The 21,078-nt window shown below is 60.9% G+C and carries 12 protein-coding genes and 4 pseudogenes; 3 read left to right on the top strand and 13 right to left on the bottom strand.

Translation table 11 applies throughout. From position 1 onward, the window contains the following. Positions 1 to 163: 163 nt before the first annotated feature. From OMP40_RS43245 to OMP40_RS34805, 4 genes and pseudogenes are all read right to left on the bottom strand, one after another. Positions 164 to 277 (bottom strand): annotated as a pseudogene (locus OMP40_RS43245) (RHS repeat-associated core domain-containing protein); the annotation flags it as partial. A 95-nt stretch (positions 278 to 372) separates the two neighbouring features. Continuing rightward, positions 373 to 7,650, bottom strand: a pseudogene (locus OMP40_RS34815) (S-layer homology domain-containing protein); the annotation flags it as partial. Between the two features lie 1,084 nt (positions 7,651 to 8,734). Further along, the gene (locus OMP40_RS34810) at positions 8,735 to 10,675 is read right to left on the bottom strand and encodes an OTU domain-containing protein (RefSeq protein ID WP_277538343.1); all 1,941 of its coding nucleotides are present in this window, start codon (positions 10,673 to 10,675) and stop codon (positions 8,735 to 8,737) included. Next, positions 10,626 to 11,135 carry a hypothetical protein gene (locus OMP40_RS34805; protein ID WP_277538341.1) on the bottom strand — a complete coding sequence of 170 codons (510 nt, stop codon included), beginning with the start codon at positions 11,133 to 11,135 and terminating at the stop codon, positions 10,626 to 10,628. Before OMP40_RS34805 ends, OMP40_RS34810 begins: the two co-directional genes overlap by 50 nt. A gap of 272 nt (positions 11,136 to 11,407) precedes the next feature. Between OMP40_RS34805 and OMP40_RS42760 the strand changes: the two are divergent. The 3 genes and pseudogenes from OMP40_RS42760 to OMP40_RS34795 all read left to right on the top strand — a co-directional run. After that, positions 11,408 to 11,476: pseudogene (locus OMP40_RS42760) on the top strand (hypothetical protein); the annotation flags it as partial. Between the two features lie 58 nt (positions 11,477 to 11,534). Beyond that, positions 11,535 to 12,182 (top strand): helix-turn-helix domain-containing protein, encoded by a 648-nt coding sequence (locus OMP40_RS34800; protein ID WP_420872107.1) that lies wholly within the window; start codon positions 11,535 to 11,537, stop codon positions 12,180 to 12,182. Positions 12,183 to 12,295: 113 nt separating this feature from the next. Beyond that, a complete protein-coding gene (locus tag OMP40_RS34795) occupies positions 12,296 to 13,123 on the top strand; it encodes a phytanoyl-CoA dioxygenase family protein (protein ID WP_277539702.1) in 828 nt (275 codons plus the stop codon). A gap of 114 nt (positions 13,124 to 13,237) precedes the next feature. Here OMP40_RS34795 and OMP40_RS34790 read toward each other — a convergent pair whose 3' ends face one another. The 9 genes and pseudogenes from OMP40_RS34790 to OMP40_RS34750 form a co-directional block, all read right to left on the bottom strand. After that, positions 13,238 to 14,389, bottom strand: a complete 1,152-nt coding sequence (locus OMP40_RS34790; RefSeq protein ID WP_277538338.1) for a glycoside hydrolase family 88 protein — start codon at positions 14,387 to 14,389, stop codon at positions 13,238 to 13,240. 52 nt (positions 14,390 to 14,441) lie between these two features. Next, positions 14,442 to 15,836: a helix-turn-helix domain-containing protein gene (locus OMP40_RS34785; protein ID WP_277538336.1), complete on the bottom strand. Its 1,395-nt coding sequence runs from the start codon at positions 15,834 to 15,836 to the stop codon at positions 14,442 to 14,444. 73 nt (positions 15,837 to 15,909) lie between these two features. Next, positions 15,910 to 15,999 (bottom strand): annotated as a pseudogene (locus OMP40_RS34780) (hypothetical protein); the annotation flags it as partial. 29 nt (positions 16,000 to 16,028) lie between these two features. Further along, entirely contained in the window at positions 16,029 to 17,411 is a 1,383-nt protein-coding gene (locus OMP40_RS34775) for a cache domain-containing sensor histidine kinase (RefSeq protein WP_277538334.1), read from the bottom strand. A gap of 83 nt (positions 17,412 to 17,494) precedes the next feature. Then, on the bottom strand, positions 17,495 to 17,821 hold the full coding sequence (locus OMP40_RS34770; protein WP_277538333.1) for a hypothetical protein: 327 nt from the start codon (positions 17,819 to 17,821) through the stop codon (positions 17,495 to 17,497). 107 nt (positions 17,822 to 17,928) lie between these two features. Beyond that, entirely contained in the window at positions 17,929 to 18,756 is an 828-nt protein-coding gene (locus OMP40_RS34765; protein ID WP_277538331.1) for a carbohydrate ABC transporter permease, read from the bottom strand. 1 nt (position 18,757) lies between these two features. Further along, a complete protein-coding gene (locus tag OMP40_RS34760) occupies positions 18,758 to 19,663 on the bottom strand; it encodes a carbohydrate ABC transporter permease (protein ID WP_420872129.1) in 906 nt (301 codons plus the stop codon). Positions 19,664 to 19,765: 102 nt separating this feature from the next. Next, positions 19,766 to 20,569 carry an ABC transporter substrate-binding protein gene (locus OMP40_RS34755; protein ID WP_338131397.1) on the bottom strand — a complete coding sequence of 268 codons (804 nt, stop codon included), beginning with the start codon at positions 20,567 to 20,569 and terminating at the stop codon, positions 19,766 to 19,768. Positions 20,570 to 20,576: 7 nt separating this feature from the next. Then, positions 20,577 to 20,915, bottom strand: a complete 339-nt coding sequence (locus OMP40_RS34750; protein WP_277538326.1) for an extracellular solute-binding protein — start codon at positions 20,913 to 20,915, stop codon at positions 20,577 to 20,579. Positions 20,916 to 21,078: the final 163 nt, after the last annotated feature.

Here is a 21,078-nt window from a genome sequence, read left to right as displayed (position 1 = left end):
CGCCAAAGCCTGCCTCCAGGCAGGAGGAAAAGCCTTCATCCGTAATACAGACGCGCCCGCCCCCGCCGATTCCGTCATAGGCGGTAGCTCCGATGCACATGGTTCCGCACGGATCGCGGTACTGCACCGGATTGTTGTTGACGTAGGCATACAGATTCGCCTGGCCGCTCTCGAACAGAATCGGATCGCGCGCCGTCCACCGGCCCGACAGCGTATCCAGGTCCCGCGCGCCGAACCTCGCCAGTCCCGTCCCCCCGGTCCTCCAGTCCGCCCGCATATCCGATCGCCAGCGCGAAGCCCGGATTCGAATCCGACAGCAAGCCGCCATAGCTGTCGTATTTCAGCCGCTTGACGACCTTCCCCCTGGCCGTCCAGCACCTGCTGCGGCGTCCCTACGCCATCGGTAATCACATAATATCGGACGTTGTTCCGCTCCAGTCCGAGCAGCAGGCCGTCTCCGTCGTACAGGTAATTCGTCAGCTCCCCGTTTTCGTTCACCGTGCTCGTCACCAGTTGCAGCGAGGTCGGGTCTCCGTAAAAATACTGGGTCGAATGCCCGGCGCCATCCTCGCGGTACGTTTGTCTGCCCAGCGCGTCGTACGCATAACTGTAAGTTATGCCGCTTACCGACGCTGTCAACAGCTCCCCGCGGGCGCCGTATTTGAACGTGTCCGCGCCGCGCTGGCGAAGATAGCCGTCTTCGTCGAAGCTGTACGCCGTGCCGCCCACAGCCGTCAGAACGTCATGCGAGCCGTAGCTGCTTGCCATCCGTTCCGAACCCGTTACTTCGCGGACGATCCGGTTTTTGTTCGCATCGTATTCATACGTCTCCGTCGTCGCGCCTTCCGGACCGCTGCGCCGCGCATTCGTCAACTGCCCGTCCAGATCGAACGTATAGACGGTCGCTTCCGTGCCTTCCGGCGTCGTCACCGTCAAGCGCGTGATGTTGCCGCTCAAATCGTATTCAGGCGCGATGCGGTAGACTTCCCTGCCAGCCAGCGTATAGATGCGCTCCTTCTGCCGGCCCAGCTCGTCGTAGGTCTGCGTCACCTGCAGCTTGCCGTCGTTCATCCCCGCTACGCTGCCGTTCGGGCCGGTTCGGTCGAACGTGAACGGTCCGTACTTGACAAGCCGGCCCATGTCATCCCTGCGCATATCGGTTGTCATGTTAGAGGTCTGCGACACGCCATAGACCGTTCTGGTCACGGAAGTCTGGATCTTGGTCAGATTGGCCAATACGTCGTACGAGTAATCGTAAACGCCTTTTGCCTTGCCCGTGATCGTCTGCTTGCTCACCAGATCGCCGACATACGCGAACTCGTTGGTTTGCGGCAGCGATCCGGGGATTTGACCGACGCTTTCCAGCTTTTTCGCCCGGTCTGTATTGTCCGCATATTCGAACGTGCGCAGGATATCCGCATCGTTCATGCCGGTAATCCGCTTGCCGCCTGCTGTATCGTAGACATAGTCGATCTGACGGCCGCCGCGCAGCGTCGACCGCGCCAATTTGCCGCCGTCGCCATGCGCCAGGCTGATCCAATCCGGCCCTTCCGCGGACGCAAATCCGTCAAACTGGCCCAGTTCATTGTAGCTTTGCCGGTAAGTCGTGCCGTCCGGCATCGTCAGACCGGTCAACTGCCCCAGCTCGTCGTACGAGCTGCCGTATACTTTGCCGCCCGGCGTCGTCGAGGAGATCAACCGGTCGGCTTCGTCATACGCGAACGACCTTGTCCGGCCGGCCGCATCCGTCAATGCGGTGAGCCGATTCCGTTCGTCGTACGTGTACTTGGCGAGCTGTTCCCCTTGCGCGGACTGGGCCAGCCGTCCTTTCTCGTCGTACGTGTATACGATCGGCGCAAGCTGCTGTCCTGGCCATTCCACCTGTACGACCCGGCCGTATTCATCGTAGGCGAAAACCTGCTTCAGCCCGTCAGGCCCCGTCTCGGTCAATTGCCGCGTCGCCGCTTCGTACTTCGACTCGGTTACGGAAGTCCCCGTTTTGTTCGTATGCGTCAACGATTTCAAGCTGCCGTCCTCATTCCACTCCACCGCGCGGGATTCGTTGAAGATCGCCTTCTTCCCGTCAGGCTGCGTCAGCGTCGCTTCCTTCATGACCGGGACATCCATGTCCCAGCGCGGATCGCCCGTCATCGTCTTCGTCATGACGCTTCCGTCCGGAAGCTCGATCCGTTCGCTGCCCGGCCGTACCGCAGCGACCAGACGCGTGCCGTCCGGACCGGTCGTCGTCCGCTGCACGCCGCCTTCGATCCGCTTCGTCTCGTACACGGTCGCACGGCCCTCCGCATCGGTAAAGGTGACGGTCGTCCCGTCGTCCGTATCCGCGCGGCTCAGCGTCTGCACGCCTCCCGCCCCGTTCTCGGCGCGAATCAGCAGTCCGTCTTCGTCATAAGCGTAGCTGCTGGTCCGCTCCAGCGGATCGACGAAGGTTTGCAGCAATCCGCCGGCGTCGTACGTCATCCGATACGTTTCTCCGGCCGGACTTGTCACCGCAACCAGACGGCCTTGCTCATCCGTCGCCAGCTCCGTCCGCTGTCCGCCCGCTCCGATAATCGCCACCGGCTTGCCGGCGTCGTCGCGTTCGATCGACATCTCGTTGCCGCTCCGGTCGGTAATTCGTACCAGACGGCCTTCCTCGTCATAACCGAGCGTGGTCAATACAGCACCCGTCAAGGCGTCCGTCGTCTCGGCATGCGTTCGGTCCCCGGCCTCGAACTGATAGACGACCTGTCCGCCTTCGTCGGGCGTCTCAAGCAGGCCCTCCGCCTCTTTCACCAGAAAATAGCGGACCCGATCACTTTCCGTTGCGACGATACGTCCGCCGTCGGCGGTAACCGCCGTCAGGTTAAACTTCTGCGTCGCCTGGTCCATGACCCATGACGGCGTCTCCAGCTTCTCCAGAAGTCCGTCCTGCGCGACACGGTAAACGTCCCTGCCTCCGGCTCTGAAATAAAGCCGGTCCTGCGCGTCCAGGAAAAGCCTGCTTAGTCCGCCGGCATAGTAACTCGAAAGGAAGAAAAACTCGGCTTCCGTCGCTTTCATGCCATGAGCGGCCGGCCTGCTCCCAGGCTCATCGAGCAGTACGCCCGCCACCCGGGACAAGGTGCCGTCCGGGCTTAGCTTGCGGATCCGCGTGAAGGCGCGGCTGTCGGGATATATCGTCCCCCCGGTCGTATCGGTCATATAAAGAGAGCCGTCGCTGCCCATCCGGATCTGCTCCACCGCGCCGATCCCCGCCTTGTCGCCGGGACCGCCGTCCTTGCCTTTGGCCATATGATCTCCAAGCGTCTGAAGGATGCCGTCCGGACCGATCTTATACAAGGTGGTGCGGTACGGAACCAGGTTCTGGTCGCCCGGCCGAAACGGGTAAGACGTGAAGTAGACGGAACCGTCCGGACTTGCAGCCAACTCGGCGATGCCTGCCAACGCTACGCTCGTGGCCTCCGCCCCATCAGGCAGCGGCGTTGTAGGGCCTCTTCTGCCCGTGCCTGCGATAACCTCCCAATCGGACTGTCTCTTCGTTTTGCGAAGCAGCTGGTTTTTGTCGGTATCGTAGCTATAGATCGTCCCTTGCGCGTCAACCGCGATGACGCTCCCGTTGGACAGCGGAACCTCCGCCGCCTTTACGACTTTACCTCTCGGATCGAGACCTAAAATCGCTCTGCTCCGCTTGAAGAAGTCGACCGCGGAATAATAGATCCACCCGTCCATGCCGGTCGTCATCGTACCGTAATCGATCGTATATCCTTCGAACGAGAAATCCACTTCGCCGCGTAGCGACCTGGTTTTGGTCTGCGTCGTGCCGTCTCCCAGCAGCAGTCTCTTCGAGCCGTCATCGTAAATATGATGCGGATCAAGGCTCCAGCCTGCGACGCCGGCGTCCGCGTACGGATTGCGAGGGCTCTCCAGCGCGCCGCGCCATTCCTGGCCTACGCTGACCTCGGAGGTGTCTCTCATCTGCCCGTATACGGTGGATGGAGCGGCCGAGATCCGGCCGAAGCTGCGCTCGAATTCGCCGTTTGACGGATAATACTGAGCCTTGTACACATAATCGACGCGGACCGTGTAAGGATGAGAGCCAGTCAGCTCGCGGCCGTAAGCGTCCTTGCCGTCCCACTCGAACGTATACGTCTTGTTCGGAGCCGGGGCGAAGCTCGCCCGATACAGCTTGCCGCCGATCTGGATGCTCACGTTCATCCGCCGCAGCGAAGCCGGCAGCGGCTTGCCGTCGCTCACCGGAATTTCCAGCGTCGACTTCGCCTTGTAGCCTTCCTCCCGCTCGCTCATGTAGTTCAGCATGTACGGCGTTCCCGCGATCGGAATCTGCTGCCCGAGCGTCTGATTCTGGCAGCCGATGATCGAGCCCTTCTTTTTGCACGGATCGTCTTCCTTCTTCCGCTTCTCCCAGGGCTCCCGATCCGGCGGCGATTCGGCGTCTCCCGGAGGACCGTACGGCCAGTTGTGGTCATAGGGCGTGAAATGCGTGATCGGCACCCGCCACAGCGTTTTCCCCGGTTCGTACAACTCCGCGAGCTTGCGCCGCTCCTCCTCCGTCATGCCCAGCTTCGCCAGCTGCTCATCGCCGTCCGCCGTTCCGTCTCCGTCCGCATCGATCCCGGCCAGGCCGCCGGCGACCGAGACGATCTCGATCACCTTGCCGTTCGGCGCCGCGATCCATCGCCCTTTCTCCCGGTCATAGTATGCATTCGGCACCGCTTCCCCGACCGGGAAGCCGATGAAGTTGTCCAGGTAATGGTACACCTCCCGGTCAAAGGTCACCTCCGTCGCTCCCGCCTGCACCGCTTCGTCCGCCGACAGCTCCACCGCATACGTATATGCCACGTACGGCGGCAGCTCGCCCGGCATCGCCTTCGGCCCCTCCGGCCCGGCCGTATACTCCGTCGAGCGGAAGCCGATGCTCGGCAGCGGCTGCTCGGTCCCGTCCGGCAGCCTCATCGTCGCCGTCGTCCCCGCCGGGAACAGCACCGTCGACTGACGGGTTCCGTCCTCATCCGTTACCGGCGTACCCTGCGCTGCCTGGAGCTCCGTGCTGTCCTCCAGCTGCACCTGCGTCACCTTGCTGTCGTACGCCGTCAGCACGACATCTTCCAGATGCTCGTAGTCTCCCGGCGTCGCCTGCTTTTTCCGCTGCACGGTCATATACCCGTCCTTCTCGTATTGCAGCGTCCAGATGCCGTCGCCGTTCACGGCCAGGTCGAACATCCCGTCCGCCCGGCTCAGCGTCTGCCCCCATTCCGGATGATCCAGCACCGTGATGCGCGCGCCGCCGACCGGCGCCTGGGCCGTGTCCAGCACGCGCCCTCGCAGCACGCCTGCGCGCTCCGCCTCGATCGCGCCAGGCTGCACGCCCGTCTGGATCGGATTCGGTCCCGTATACAGGAAGTCCGTCATCTCCTGGAAGCTCGCCTGGCCCGAGGCCGGCAGCTCCGAGGCTACGCTGCCCGGATCGGGCGGCAGATTGCCTCCGCCGCCGGTCGGCGTCGCCTGCACCGCGCCGGACTTGGCCGACTCGTTGCCGCTCTTGTCGTAGGCCGATACGGCCAGCTCATAGGCGATGCCGCCCGTCAGGCCGGTCGCCGTGTAGGAGGCGCTTTTACCGGCTTCCAGCGCCGCGCCCCACGAGCCGGCCCCTGCCGCGCGGACGTAAACCCGGTAGCCGGCGAGATCGTCCTCTGTATTCGCCGTCCAGTGCAACGCGGCCTTGCCCTCTCCCGCGACGGCGGTCAGCCCGGCGGGCACGGCCGGCGGCGTCGTGTCCGGCTGCTCCTCGCCAAGCGGCGTCGCGCTGACGGCCGCCGACATCGCGGAGATATTGCCGCTCGTATCGTACGCCGCAATGGCGAACTCGTACGTCCGGTCGTGCCAGACGTCGAGCACCGTATACGTCGTCTCCAGACCGACATCGACGCCTCCGCTCCAGGTCTGGCTTCCTTCCACGCGGCTGTAGATCCGATAGCTGTCCAGATCCGTCTCCGTGTTGGCCGTCCAGCTCAGCTCGATTTTACGAACGCCCGGCTCCGCCTTCAGCCCGCTCGGCACGGCCGGAGGCTCCCGGTCCGGCGTCTGATCGTCCCGCGGCGTCTCGCGCCTCGTCTCGGATTTGGCCGACTCGTTGCCGCTCGCATCGTAGGCACTCACGGCAAAATCGTACGTCGTGCCGTTCGTCAGTCCGGTAATCGTATGTCCGCTCTCGCGTCCGGGCTTGTCGATCTTGCTCCAGGCCGCTTCTTCGGCCACGCGCCAGTAAATTCGGTAACCGGCCAGATCGTCCTCCGCGCTCGGATCCCAGGTCAGCACGACTTTCCCGTCCCCGGCCTCCGTCCGCACGCCGCCCGGCACCGCGGGCGGCGTCACGTCCGGCGTTTGCGTGCCGCCTCCGCCACCGCCGCCCGAGTTAGGCGCGCCGCCGTCCAGGCGAAGCATGCCCAGCTCCAGCCTGGCTCCCGCCTTGGGGGCCGTGTAGGTTTCCGGCGCGTCCGTACGGACGCATTTGCAGTTGTCCGACTTCGCCGCCTCGCCGTCCAGCAAGGCCAGCGCCTGCTTTGCCTGCTCGGTCTGCAGCAGCTCCGGCTCGGTCGTCCCCGCCTTCGCAGCCGCCGCACGGATGCTTTCGTCCGCGATATAAGACAATCGGTATACGCGCTCCGGCTCGACATACGCGGTGAAGGAACCGTCGGCCTTCGTGATCGCATAATAAGTCGGGTTCGTCGTAAACGCCAGCACGATGCCGCCCGCCGGCTTGCCGTCTTCTCCCGTCAGCCTGCCTTCCAGCACGGCCACCTTGCTTGCGACCAGGTCGTAAGCTGTCGTACCGGGCATCCAATCCACGCTGCGGAAGCCGGCGACGCCGTCGCCCGTCGCATAGATATCGTACGACCCGCTCTCCCACGCTCCAGGCAGCACAAATTTGCCTTGCGCATCCGTCCGCCCCGCGGCGAGCTGAGCCCGCTTGCCCTTCGCGTGAACGCGAACGAGCGCATGGGCCAGCGGCTGCCCTTCGTCCGACTTGACCGCAACCGTCAGCGGAGCCGCCTTGTCCGGCCCTTTCAGCAGTTTCCAGGCACGATGAAGCGCCACCGCCGCTTCTGCGCGGGTCAGGCTCTTCTCGCCGCGGAATGCGCCGTCCTCATAGCCTTGAACAATGCCGGCCTCATGAAGAGCCGAGATCGCCGGAGCCGCCCAGGCCGGAATCCGGCCGCTGTCGGTGAATTCGACCGCTCGTTCCGCCTTCCGGCCCGTCAACCGTGCCAGCATGACGGCCGTCTCCTGGCGGTTCAAGAGCGCCTGCGGCCGGAAAGCGCCGGTCGCATCTCCCTGTACCAGCCCCAGCTGCGCCGCCTTTTTCACGTCCTCCGCATACCATTCATCGTTAATATCCGTAAAAAACGCTTCCCGCGTCGGATCGCCTTCGACCAGCCCGTCCTTCGGCAGCTTGGCCATCAGTCGGTTCATCATCGCGGTGAACTCCGCCCTAGTCACGGCCCGGTCCGGCCGGAAGGTTCCGTCTTCATAGCCGCTCAGGATGCCCGCGTCCGCCAGCTCCGCAGCTTCAGCTAAAGCCCACGCGGGCAAACGGTCGGTCCACCGCGCAGCGCCGCCTGCGCTCTCCATGCTCCCCGGCCCAGCGGCGTTCCCCTCGCTCTCCGGCCCGGCCGCGGACGCGGTCTCCAGGGCGCCCGCCGGAACGAGCGGCTGCACGGCAAGCGCCGCTGCCAGAAGCAGCGGCGTCCACCGTTTGATCAGCTTTCTGTACATTTTCCAAGCCTCCTCACCCCTACTGTTTGACATAGTATAGCGGCCGCTTCGACCCGCGCGTAAGCATCCATCCGACTAGACGGGTCACTGGAATTGTCACCCAATGTTGTCACCCCCTATGACAACTCGCGTCATATTCGTCCCGGGTGCGTCGACACGCGGCCGTTTGACTTGATTGAAAAAGCCGCCTGCGCCTTTGTTTACGCAATAGCGCGCGCAGCGTACGGACTGAGGAGGCCTTATTTTTGTTCCTAATGCGCTTTTCGGCCCGCTCGCGGACCCAGGAGCCTTTATTGCAGGATTGGAGACCTTTTTTTAGCCTCGATCCGGGTGAATAACGACTCTCCAGTCCGAAATGATCGCAATTGCATCGGTTTTTATGAAATAGCGTCACCTGAGTCCGGTATCTTTGCTCGGCTTGTGTCCGGCTGTTCCCGCAGTTCTCGTTTGCATCTTGCGCTTACCTTCCCGCCTATTGCCGCCGTCAGGTTAGTAAGTGAAGCCAGCGGGAGCGATCGGACGCCGCCGCTCCTGTCCGCAATCTGCCTGCGCTAGGGATAACCTATGAATGCCTGCAAAGGATTGGCAGGCATTTTCGCCTCGGCTCGTCCAATCGGCAGAAAAGCCTGCGTTATCCAGCGTTATCCCCTTTCTCGCCTCGCGCGATGATGCGGGAGGGGGCGTAAGGCGCTGTACACCGTTACTTGTCGGGACTGTGGCGTATTCCGGGCCGAAGAGGCGCTGTACACCGTTACCTGTCGGGACTGTGGCGCACTCCGGGCCGAAGAGGCGCTGTACAGCGTTACTTGTCGATTTTAAATAAACCAGCCGCCGCTCCTCCCCTGGGAAGAAACGACGGCTGGCTCATCGGCCTACGGCTATGAAGCTATAACTGACGGAAGCCAGTTTGATCGCGCGAACGCTTCGATCCCGTTCGGCGCTACAGCTTCCGGACCGCATCATGAGGGATCATGTCTTCGATCAGCACTTCCTTGGTGCGGATGACGTCGAGCAGCGCCTGCCACTCCTTGGCCGACAGCTGATCGTGGTCGAGCGCGAGCTGATTGGAGGAGGGCTTCGCTTTGTCTTTGTCTTTCTTGTCTTTTTTCTTCTTGCCTCCGGCCTTGCGCTCATCCTTCTCGTGCGATTTGTCGGGCGGGACTTTGGACTGTTCGCGGATGGCCAGATCGATCGTCTCTCCCTTGTCGCCCGCGAGCATGCCGTCGAGCAGGAAGTAGCGCATGCCCTGCGAGGTGTACAAGGCCGACAGGTTCGCCGGATCGATATAGGACAGATCGACCTCGACCGTAGCCGCCGCATCGAACTTCTTGCCCTTCGGATTGACCGCATCCTCGTTCTGGGCCGTGACCGACAAGTAGTCGGAAGGCTTGTGTCCCTGGACATGGTGCATCTCGTCGCTCTCCTTGCGGATCTTATTGCCGCCGGTGCCGCTCGCGACCTGGCTGATGTCCGCGTCCTCCACCGGACTCATGCGCGACGGGTACATCCCCTTCTCTTCCCCGTGCTTGCCGTTCAGCTCGTCGAGATTCGCCTGCGAGATATTGCGGCGCGAGTACCGGGGGACCAATTGGCCAAGCTTGTCGAGGACGAACTCGCCCTCCTCGCCCCGCAGAACGATCAGCGTCTGATTCGCGTTGTTCGGCGACGCGGTTTTTTTGATGTCCCGGCGGTTCAGCGTACGCTCGCGCGCCTTGCGCTCCAGCGCAAGCTGCTCCTCCGCATCCTCCGGCCTGTCCAGCTCGCCGGTCCAGCTTTCTTCTTCCTCTTTTTCAAAAGGCTGATATTCATACGCCGCGCGTTTCTTCTGCGCTTTGAACGCGAAGTCTGCTTCCCGGAACAGGTCGTTAAGCTTGCGAAGCTCGGCCAACGTCTGCTTCGACTTCGGGTCCTGGCCGCGCTCCTTCAGATAAGCCGCGATCGCCTTGTCGAACCCGAAGGCGGACAGCCCTTCGAGCGTCTGAAGCGTATCGAGCCTGTCCTGCAAGAACTTGGCGTCGACCCTCGCGACGCGCCTCTCATTTTCATCGTCCCGACTGCGCTTCTCCTTGTCCGCCTCTCGCTTCGACGCGGCATCGCCGCGCCGCTCCTCGACCAGCTTGGAGGTATGTTCGCCGGTGCCGGCCGTGTCGCCATAGACGAGCATCTCGTGAATCGTCTCGTCGATGGCGTCGTCCGACAGATTGTCGGCCGTTCGCTGGCGAAGCTTCAGGATCGCCCGCTGCTTCTTGTCCTCGTCGAGCGGCTTGCCGTTGTGGCGGATCAGCAGCATCGATTCGAACAGGCAATCGCCCGTCTTGCTCGTCTTCAGCCACCTGCGCTGACGGCCGACCTCCATCCCGTCCGCCACGCCGTCCACCACCTCGTAGTGGTTGCCCAGATGCACCAGAGCCAGCTCGCCGACGGGCGTGTGATTGGCGCCGACTTGATTGACGCGGTGAAATACCCCTGCGACGATGACGTATACCTGGGCCCTGACCCGGAGATGATCGGCGAGCGACTCGGCTTCCGCTTCTCCCGCCCAGGTGCCCATCTTCTTCAGATCCTCCCGATAATGGCGGCGTTCGTCGGGACCGACGTCCAGGTTCAGATGGTCGGGCGCCTGCTGCGGCGCCTCTCCCGAATCCGAGCCGGCGTCCGACCCGGATCTCGAACCGGAGCTTTGGCCTTCGGCTTTAGCAAGCTCCCGGGAAAGCGAGATGACGACATCTTTGTACACCTGCACGGACGGATGCGCCGTATTTTGTTCGACGAACTTCCGCGCGGACGCCAGCTTGACGGCAATCTCCTTCATCCTGTCGCGGTCGGACGCTTCAAGCTCCTCGGGCTTCTTCTTCTGCAGCTCCGCGATCCCTCCCCCCAAGCTCGAACAGCTCTTCCAAGTCCACCTCGCCGTCAAGCTCGCCCTTGTCCCATTCCCGCTGGATGCGCTGGAGCAGCGCCAGATTGCCTTCGAGGGTCATCTCCAAAATGAGGGAGTGCCGTTCGAGCGCGCTCAGTCTCTCGGTATCGACCACGTCTTTGGCCGCATCCGTCTCCTGCGCTTCCCGATAAACCGCGTCCTTGACGATGCGCATGCGCTGAATCGGGGGAGCCGAAGCCGCCGGGACCGCGCCCTTGGCGCGCAGCATCTGCATGACGGCCCGGTTGCCGCCTTGCTGTTGAAGCTTCAGCAGCGCTTGCGCCTGCGATCCGAACGAGGCTGCCCCGGGCGGCGCGGACGCGGCGGTCTGCGGGGCCGTTCCGCTGCGGGAGGCGTCCCTGGCTTGTGCAGGACGCGGCTCCGCTTGACTGCGCTGCTGCGGCATAGCCGTGCGTTCCAATCAATTCCCTCCTTTTTCCTGTACCTGGATATTACTTCGGCATTTTCTCCGGCTTGGATTAGAAGCCCGCCGGCACATTCGATGTTGCTCGCTCCACTGTCCGGGACCTATAATTGAACCGCTGAACCTCACGAAGCAAGGAGGGGATCGGGATAACCGCACATCAAACGCCGCCGCCCGCTTCGCCCCATGGCTGCAAGGGTTCCTCGGAATGGCGGGAGGAGCTGCCTTTTCAACACGACTTCGACAGCCTTTCTTACATCGGCATCCAGATGCTAAGCGCCTGGCAGGTGGACAGGCATTCGCACGAGCACTTCGAGCTGTGCTACGTGGATGAAGGACAGGGCTGGTTCTCGATCGACGGGGATTTGTATCGCGTGCGGCAGGGGGGACTTGTTTTTGACGAAGCCGGGAGAAGGGCATCAAGGCGCTTCGCTCGGGGAGTCTTACCGGTTGTACTACACCGGGTTCCGGCTGGCGTACCGGCAGAAGCTCGAAGCGGATTTTTACCGGCTCGGGCGGGCCCGCACGGTACGGGACACCAGCGGCGAGGTGAAACGGTTGTTCGATGCCGTCTTCGCCGAGATCGAGGAGCCCGGCCCGCATTCGGCGCTGATGGCGGAAAGCCTGTTCCAGCAGTTGCTGATTCGCGTCGTCCGCCTTTATCGCGCGGCGGCCCTGCAGGACGGCGATCCGGGAGACGGTCCGCTCGCTCCGGCGATGAAGGCGCTGCTTCATTACCTTCACGAGCATGCAAGCATCGACTTCAACGCGACGGACCTGGCCAAGAGACAGCATCTGAGCCGGACGCATCTGGAACGGGAATTCAAGCGCGCCTTCGGCATGCCCCTCGGGAAGTACATCCGCATGCTGTGCACCGACCGCGCCAAATATTGGCTCGCGGAGACGAGCGAGACGATCACGTCGATCGCGGAGAAATTAGGCTTCTCGTCGCTCCACGCCTTCAGCGTGTTCTTCAAGCGCCAGACGGGAATCTCGCCTTACGCCTATCGGCACCCTGCCTCGCCGAATGACGAAAAACGTTAACTTCCGGTGGAAGCCGAACAAAGCCGGCCGCCGACCCCCCCGCGTTAAAATGAAGGCATCGCACGAGGAAATCGTGCGGCACCCATCGAAACGGGAGGAATCGGACATGTCGGATCGGAACCAACTGCTGCCGACGGAGGCAGACATCGCTTTTTTACGAACAGAACGGGTATTGGATTGCGCCGCAGCTCATCGACGAAGCTCGGCTGGAACGGCTGCGCGCGCATATGGAACGGGTCTTTGCCGGCCAATTCGAGACGGGACGCGCGCCGTTCGACGGCTATTGGACGCCCGAGCAGGGCAACGGGCTGCGCAAAACCGACAATTCCCACTGGGCCGACCTGGAGCTTCGCGCGCTGGCAACCGATCCCGTCATCGGCGAGATCGCAGCTCTTCTGACGGGGGCCGACGCCATCCGCCTGTGGCACGACCAGCTGCTGTTCAAGCCGGGCAATCCCGACCGCAGGGCGGGCGGCAACGTAGGCTGGCATCAAGATTATGCCTATTGGCAGTGCGCGGCCGAGCCGACGCTCATCACCGCCTGGGTCGCCTTCGACGACGTCAATCCGGACAACGGCTGCATGCAGGTCGTTCCGCGGAGCCACCGGTGGGGCTTGCTTAACGTGAACGATTTCTTCGAGCAGGATATGGAAAAGCAGCGCCAAGGCATGGACATTCCGGAGGACGCCTCGTTCGAGCCCGTCCCGATGGCCATGAAGGCCGGCCAGGTGAGCTTCCATCACGCGCTCGCCATCCACGGCAGCGGCCCCAACACGACCTCGCGGCCGCGCCGCTCGCTGGCCGTCCATCTGACGACGGGAGATACGCGTTACAGAGCCGGAACGCGCGGCGACGGCCACATGAACGTGGGCCTGCTGGGCGGACGCGACGGCGATCTTTTCGCAGGAGAGGCTTTTCCCGAGCTGTTCCGGAGGAACTGAGCGGCTTCACGCGGCAGTTTTTAAGCTTCCTGTTCGGCGATGTACACAAAGAAACCCGGAATCGGCAAGCCGATCCGGGTTCATTGCGTGATGCGCTCGAACGAGCTGGCCCGTTTACCAAAGATATAAATCGTTGCCCTTCAGCTTGAAGATCCCTTCCATTAAATAATAATCGCCGTAAATGATCGGATGATGGTGCGCCTTCGAATGATAAGCGGCCGAGCCGTATTGCACGATGGCGTCCGAGCCTTCCGTCCAGTCGCACCGCGCATCGACCGCCTTGAGCAGCTTGACCGCGGCGTCCAGATAGAGCCGCCGCTCGTTCGCGCCGACGGCCTTGGCCAGCTCGATCAGTCCGCAAGCGGCGATCGCCGCCGCCGTATCGTCTTCAAGCCGCGGCGCCTGCGGCTGTCTGAAGTCGACCGGAATGACGCCTTGCTCGGGGATATTGGCGATAAAATAGTGCGCAATGCGTTTGGCCGTCTGCAGGTACGCTTCCTTGTGCGTATGGATATAACTCATCATAAATCCGTACAAGCCCCAGGACTGTCCTCTCGTCCATGAAGAGCCTTCCTCGTAACCTTGCCCGCCGTACGTACGAACGACGCCTCCGCGCTCGGGATCGAATTCCACGATATGATGCACCGACCCGTCCGGCCTGACGAAGGTGTCCATGACCGTGTCCGCATGCCTCATCGCGATTTGCTTGTACCGGGGATCTCCCGTCTCTTCGGAGGCCCAGTAGAGGAGCGGGATATTGAACATGCAATCGATGATGGCCCAGCCTCTCGTATCCTGCCCTTCAAGGTCGTTCCAGGCGCGGATAAAGCCGCCGGCCAGGTTGAAGCGTCCGGCCAGCAGGTTCGCGGCATGCAGGGCCCGCTTGCGCGATTCCGGATTTTTCGTCACGCGATAATTCGCGACGCTGGTCGGCAGCCACATAAATCCGACGTCGTGATGCAGCCCGTAAAACACCTCGAAGCACCGGTCCAGCTTCTCCTCCGAGATCGCCGCGATCGCTTTATACTTTTCGCTGCCGGTCTCGTGATACATGAGCCACATCATGCCGCCCCAAAACCCGTTCGTCCACCAACTGATGCCGTCCGCCGGATCGCCCGCCGGCTGGAGCGCGGCGCGGTCGTCATAGGTGCCGTTTAAGGTCGTATACGGAATCTTGTGCTTCGTTTTCTCGCTGACCCATTCCATTTTGGCGGTCACTCTGCCAATGATGTCGCGCAGCCATGTCTCGTCTGCGGTTTGCAGCATATCGGCTTCCCTTCCTTCTCTTCACATTCGTTAGATGGCCGCTCGAGCGCCTCTACGGCTGCTTGCCGTCGCCGGACGCTCTGAATTCCTGCGGCAGCTTCCCGCTATGCTTTTTAAACATGTCGCTGAACTGCCTGGCATTGTTGTAGCCGACCTCCTCGGCAATCTGATAGATCATCAGATCGGTATGGAGGAGCAGCTTGATCGCCTGCTTCATGCGAACCTCGGTCAAATACTGCTTGAAGTTCATTCCCGTATGCTTTTTGAAAAAGCTGCTGAAGTAATACGGATTCATAAAAATTTTGGAGGCGGCCCCTTCAAGGGTGATATTCGCTTTGTAATGCTGCTCGATGTACGCTTTTACGTCCGTCAGCTGCCGGCTCTCTCTGCCCCCTGTCTCGAGACGCTGGAAAATGCCTTCCGCGGCTTCAAGCATATACGCCTTTAATTGCGGGTATTTGCCGAAGCTTTGCAGCTTGTCCAAATGCCGCTGAAGCTCGTCTTCCTCGACCGCGATGCCGATCTGCGCCAAACCGTCCGCCCATTCCGCGAGCGTCCCGTAGGCGGCCATCGCCGACTTTTCCCTGCTGCCGCCTGCGTGACGTTCGATGCTCTCCAGCAGCGCTTCGCAAGCTTCGCGCATCAGGCCGCGGTCTTTTTTCAGAACGGCTTGCAGCACCCGGTCTCTCGCTTCGCCCAGCTCCTTGGCGGACGCCCGGCTTTCCCAGTTCTCCTCCGCCCAGCACACGACCGCTCCGCCATCGGCGAAAAAGCTCCGGTTTAACGCTTCCGCCGCGGTCCGATAGGCGCGTCGAATGCCTTCGACGCCCGACTGTTCTTCTCCGATTCCGGCCGACAAGGCGATCTTCAGATAGCCCGCCGCATGCATGACGACTTCCGAAGCAAGCTTCTTAACGGACGTGGCCCGGCTATGATTAATCATGGCGCAGAGCCGGTCGCCTTTTCTGAACAGCACGATCGCGGCCTCGCGCGCGACCACTTCCTCCGTCATATTGCCGATCGCAAAGAGCAGAAGACGCCGCTCGTGCTCGCCCCAGCGAATGTCCGTCTGCGGTTCGGGTTCGAGCAGCATGACGCTAAAGCGCGGATAAGTAAAGCGGTGCCCGAACAGCCGCAGCTTTTCCTCCGCTTCCTCGATCCGAATGTCGCCTTCGATGAGACGGTCGAACAGCTCCTCAAGCTTCGTTTTGCGATCCATTTGCTCGTACTGGGCCAGCTTATTTTTGGTCCGGCGCTCTTCGGATTCTTCTCTCAGGAGCGACAGGGCGCGCGTAACGGCCGACAGCAGCAGCTCCTTTTCGATGGGCTTGATCAGGTAATCGACGGCACCCAGCGCCAGCGCTTCCTTCGCGTAGGAGAATTCCTGATAGGCGCTTATGAAAATGACTTTGGCGCCATAGCCGAGACGTCCGATCTCCTTCAGCACGTCGATCCCCCGTGCCGTCCGGCATGCTGATATCGGTCACGACCAGCGCCGGCCGTTTCTTTTCCACGAGCTCGAGAAGTCCGCGCCCCGTCCAAGCTTCGCCTACAATTTGAATGCCGAGCGTCTCCCACGGAATCAGCTTGCGCAGTCCCCTGAGGATCATCGGCTCGTCGTCCGCAAGCACGGCGTGAATCAAGGCTCGTTCCTCCCCTCTCTGCAAGGAAGATCCAGTCGCACGGACGTCCCGATATTCGGCGTACTATGGATGCGAACGCCATATTCGGGTCCGTACAGCGCGGCCAGCCGGTCATGCACGTTTTTGATGCCGATGCCGCCGTTCTCCTGCAGCTCCGGCTCCGCGCGCTCGGCATCCCGGTACAGTCTCGCTCTAAGCCGCTCCAGCTTTTCGGGCGCCATCCCGACTCCGTCGTCGTCGACGGTGACGATCAGCTTCTGATTCTCGATCACTGCGGAGATCCGGATCGTTCCTTTGCTCGACTTCGGCATGATCCCGTGATAGATCGCATTTTCGACCAACGGCTGAATCGACAGCTTCGGCAGCCGGCAATTCAACGCGTCTGCGCTCATGCGTATATCCATCGCCAACCGCTGCTCGCCGTAGCGGAGCGACATCAATTTAAAGTATTGCTCGATATTCGACTTCTCGTCGGCGAGGGTTACGGTTTCGTCGCCGTAGTCCAGCACGTATTTCAACTGACGGGAGAGGGCCAGGATCATGTCGGCGACTTCTTCGTCGTCGTTGGCCACGGCGCTCATGCGGATCACTTCCAGCGTGTTGTAAAGGTAGTGCGGACGAATCTGGCTCTTCAGCGCGGTCAGCTCCGCCTGCTTCTGCTTGATTTGCGCGACGTACACTTTATCGATATAGCTCTTGAGACGATCCGTCATCTTGTTGAAGCCCCGGGCGAGCATGCCGATCTCGTCGGGACTCCTGACCTGCACCTGCGTATCGAAGTCGCCGGATTCGACCCTGGCCATATGACGGATAATGACGCGAATCGGGTTCGACAGATTGTTGGAAAACCATATCGCCACGAGGACAAGCGCCGCGATCGAGAGCGCGATGACCACGGCGATCGTATTTTTAATGCCGTTGATCTTGCGGAACAGCTCGTCCTTGTCCACCTCGCCGATCACATGCCAGCCGGCGTCGGGCATATCCTGCTTCACATACCGATAGTCGCCGGAATCCGCGGCGCCGAAGCGCTGCCCGATCCGGTCGTTCTTGTTGCTGTAAAGGATCCATCCGTCCGGATCGACGACGTACATCCCGTCGTGCCTGTCGATGGTGAGACGATTAAAGATGTCCGCGAAGGCGTCGACGGACACATCTACGTAGAGGCTTCCCACGACTTTGCCGTCAAGACCGGGGCTGCCCGTCACATCGATGAGATTGCGGGCGAACGTCAATACCGTCGTGCCTGAATTCAGGTAGTAATCCTGATGGTGCGTCGGAAACATCGCCAGCCGGTTAGGCCGCTCGAGAAGCGCCTGCCGCCATGCGGGAGGCGGAAAGTTATAACGAAAGTCGATGCGGCTGCCTGCGCGGTTCAAATCCTGATAGCCGCCGCCGGCAAATACGAAGGCGGCGCTGCGAATATGAACGTCCGTCGCGACGACGGTCTGAAGGAGATCGTCTACCGACGCCGCGATCTGGCCGTCCCCCCTCGGCCGCGCCTTCCCCCCATGCGCTTCGCTAACTGACCGACGCCGCCAGACTGGCCATAGGCGTACATCAGCTTGGAAATATTGTTGTATTTGATATAGAACTCATTCACGTTGTTGCCGGCGTTCAACACCATTTGCTCAAAGTTATTAATGGTGTACCGTTCCATATAGCTGCCGAACGTATTCAGCGAAAAGAAGCTGACCGCCAGCAGCGGAACGAGCCCGACGATAATGAAGGAAAACGCGAACTTCGCAAAAATGCTTTTTCGCAGCCGGTTAAGCTTCAAAGCGTTCAACGATGGAATCCTCCGATCATTGCCGCGTCAGCAGTAGCGGGCAATTCCAATTTCCCGCTATCATAACACTTCGGTCGCCGTATACGAAGTAATCGAAATCCGCCGTTCTACCCTTTTGTGGCGCCGGCGGCAATGCCTTTTACAAAATACTTCTGCAGCGCGATAAAGGCGATCAGGACGGGAACGATGGACATCGTCGTGCCTGCGAACACCAGATCCCACCGCGAGGCGAGCTCGCCGACGAACCGGAAAATCTCGACGATCAGCGTCCGCCGATCCGAGTGGAGAACCAGGCTCGGCATAAGGAAGTCGTTCCAGATGCCCAGTCCCTGCAGAACGACCATGCTGGCCGTACACGGTCCGAGCAGCGGGAACACGATCTGCCAGAACGCCCTCGCGCGCGAGCAGCCGTCGATCGCGGATGCTTCTTCGATCTCGACGGGAATCCCTTTGATGAAGCTGGTGTAGAGAAGCACGCCCATGCCGACCGAGCCGGAAATGTAGATCAGGATCGGCGCCGTCAGCGTGCCGTACAGTCCGAGCGTCTTCATCTCCTTGAACAGCGGGATCATGTAGACCTGGAAGGGAATCATCATCCCCGCCAGAAAATAAACGTAGATGCCGTTCGTCCACCGTCTGGCGGTTCGCTCGATGGCATAGGCGGCCATCGGAATAAAAGCGATCATGCAGAAGACGGACGCGACGGTGAGAATCAGGCTGTTCAGCATCGCCTTCGGAAAGTCCGTCTCCGTGAGCAAATATTTAAAGCTGTCCAAATACAGGCTCGAAGGGAGCGATACGGCATTCCGCAATATTTCCCCGTTCGATTTGAATGCCGAGATCAGGCTGAAGTACACGGGAAAAAAGAACAGCACCGCGAGCAGCAGCGCGACGGCCACGACGATGAGATCGATCCGGAGCTTGGCCTTGTCCATGCTACATCTGCACCTCCCGCCTGCGCAGCAGTTTGACTTGAATCAGGGATATCGCGAGGATCAGGACGAACAGCACGAGCGACAACGCCGTCCCGTAGCCCTGGCGCAGTTCGCCGAAGCCGACCTTGTAAACGATGTACGTCAACGTCTCGGTCGCGAAGCCCGGTCCACCGTCCGTCATGACCGCGATCTGGTCGAAAATCTTGAGCGCGCCGATCATGGACAGCATCACGCTGACGGTCATCGCGCCGGCCAGCAGCGGGAACGTGATATGGCGGAATCTTTGCGCGCGGTTCGCCCCGTCGATCGCGGCGGCTTCGTTCAGCTCGGGCGGAATGCCTTGAAGCCCGGCCAGATAAATGATCATATAGTAACCCGAGCCCTTCCATACCGTCGTGATAATGATCGCGAGCAAGGCATAATTCGGATCGCCGAGCCAGTCGATCTTCCATTCGCTCAGTCCGATCCGGTCCAGCAGCTGGGAAATGACGCCGAAGTTAAAGTTAAAAATAATCGCCCAAACGAAGCCCATCACGATGCCGCTTAACAGCACGGGGAAGTAAAAAACGCTGCGGAACAAGCTCTTGGCCCACCGAACCTGGTCCACGAGGATCGCGAGCAGCAGCGCAACGATATTCTCAAGCACGACCAGCGACACGGATAATAGCAAGGTGTTCTTCAGGGCGTTGTAGACGCGCTCGCTATGGAGCATCTCCTTAAAGTTGTCGAAGCCGATATAACGAACATGGTCGCTGACGCCGTCCCAGCTCGTGAAGCTCAGGTTAACGCTGTTCAACGTCGGATAAATGACAAAAGCGGTATAGAAAATAAAAGCAGGCAAAATGAATAAAATCGAATAGGATATCCGTCGTTTTCTTTTGGCTTCTCTTTGCGTCGCCGCGCGCATCGCTTTTGCGCTCGCCATCGTATTCGCCACGCTCTCACTCCTAAAGCCCGCGGTTAAAGGGGGACAGCCTTTACCGGCCGCCCCGTCTTCATCCGCTTTATTTTATTTGGCGGCTGCGTTCGCCTTCACGTTGGCGTCCCATTCCGCATCGGCCTTCTTCATATACTCCGCGCTGAACTTGCCCTTGACCAGCCACTCCTGCGCCAGCTTGTAGAACCAGTTCCGCCATTGCGTCGGCATCTGGTCTTCGCCCCAGAACGCGTTGATCTGCATCGATTTGATCGTATTCGGGTCGCTCATGACCTCCAGCACGCGCTTCATCTGCGGCGAAGCCTCGTAGGCAATCGGCTCCTTCGTCGTCGGGATGCCGTTCACGGCTTGAATATACTTCGTGTACTGGTCCTTGGAGAAGAAGAACTTGACGAAAGCCGTCATCGCCGCTTGCTTGTCCGCATCCTTGCCCGCATCGGTCGAGATCGCCCAGCCCTGCAGATTGTTTAATCCGTTAACGACAATTCTCCCTTGACGGTCCGGCACCGGGTACCAGCCGAATTCAAAGTTCGGATCGGCCTGGGAGATCTGCGCGAACATCCACGGCCCCGAGAACAGCTGCGCCGCTTTGCCCGTCACGAGCATCGAAGCCGTTTGATTGTCGGCCGTGCTCGCCCAGCCTTTATCCACGTAGCCCTTCGTGAACAGCTCGGTAAAGTCCGTCATCGCCCGCATCGGACCTTCGTCCGCGAAGCTGACTTCGCCTTTGGTGCGCTTGGCGTTCCAGTGCGGATCGTCGGCGAACATGTTGTCCATGAAAAACTTGTTGACCCAGAAGCCCCAGTGGAAGATATCTTTGCCGCCGAAGGTCAACGGCGTAATGCCGCTCGCCTTCAGCTTCTCCTGAATCGCCAGGAACTCGTCATAGGTTTTCGGCTCGGCCGTAACGCCGGCCTTCTCGTACGCTTTTTTTGCTGTAAATGATGCCCTGCGGGACAGTGCCCGCGATCGGCGCCGTATAATGCTTGTCGTTCAGCGCAGGCGGAGCTGCGATCAGATCCAGCCACTCCTGGGGCAGCTCGGCGATTTTGCCGGCCTCCGCGAACAGCTGCGTGTCGCGCATCTCGATCAGATCCGGGAACTCGCCGACGGCCTCCTTCGTTTTGAGCCAATCCAGATAGGCCATCGAGCCGCCCTCGGAGATATCCTTGATCTTGATGTTCGGATTCGCCTTGGTGAATGCGGCGATGGCATCCGCCATCGCCTGCTTCGTGGACGGATCGCCTGTGGCGTAGCCGACGGAAAACGTGACGTCTTTTTTTTACCGCCGGTTCGCTTGCCGGAGCGGATGAGATTGGGGACGAGGACCCAGAAGCATTCGCGCCGCCGTTCGAAGCGTTATTGTTGCCGCCGCAGGCCGACAA

This window comes from Cohnella rhizosphaerae, assembly GCF_029525575.1.
In the GTDB taxonomy this organism is placed as follows: Bacteria; Bacillota; Bacilli; order Paenibacillales; family Paenibacillaceae; genus Cohnella; species Cohnella rhizosphaerae.
This window is presented reverse-complemented; position numbering and strand designations above follow the sequence as displayed.

Coding starts and splice junctions, on each gene's coding strand:
- OMP40_RS34750 (WP_277538326.1), bottom strand. CDS start 20,915: ATGGCGGATGCCATCGCCGCATTCACCAAGGCGAATCCGAACATCAAG.
- OMP40_RS34760 (WP_420872129.1), bottom strand. CDS start 19,663: ATGCGCGCGGCGACGCAAAGAGAAGCCAAAAGAAAACGACGGATATCC.
- OMP40_RS34790 (WP_277538338.1), bottom strand. CDS start 14,389: ATGCTGCAAACCGCAGACGAGACATGGCTGCGCGACATCATTGGCAGA.
- OMP40_RS34765 (WP_277538331.1), bottom strand. CDS start 18,756: ATGGACAAGGCCAAGCTCCGGATCGATCTCATCGTCGTGGCCGTCGCG.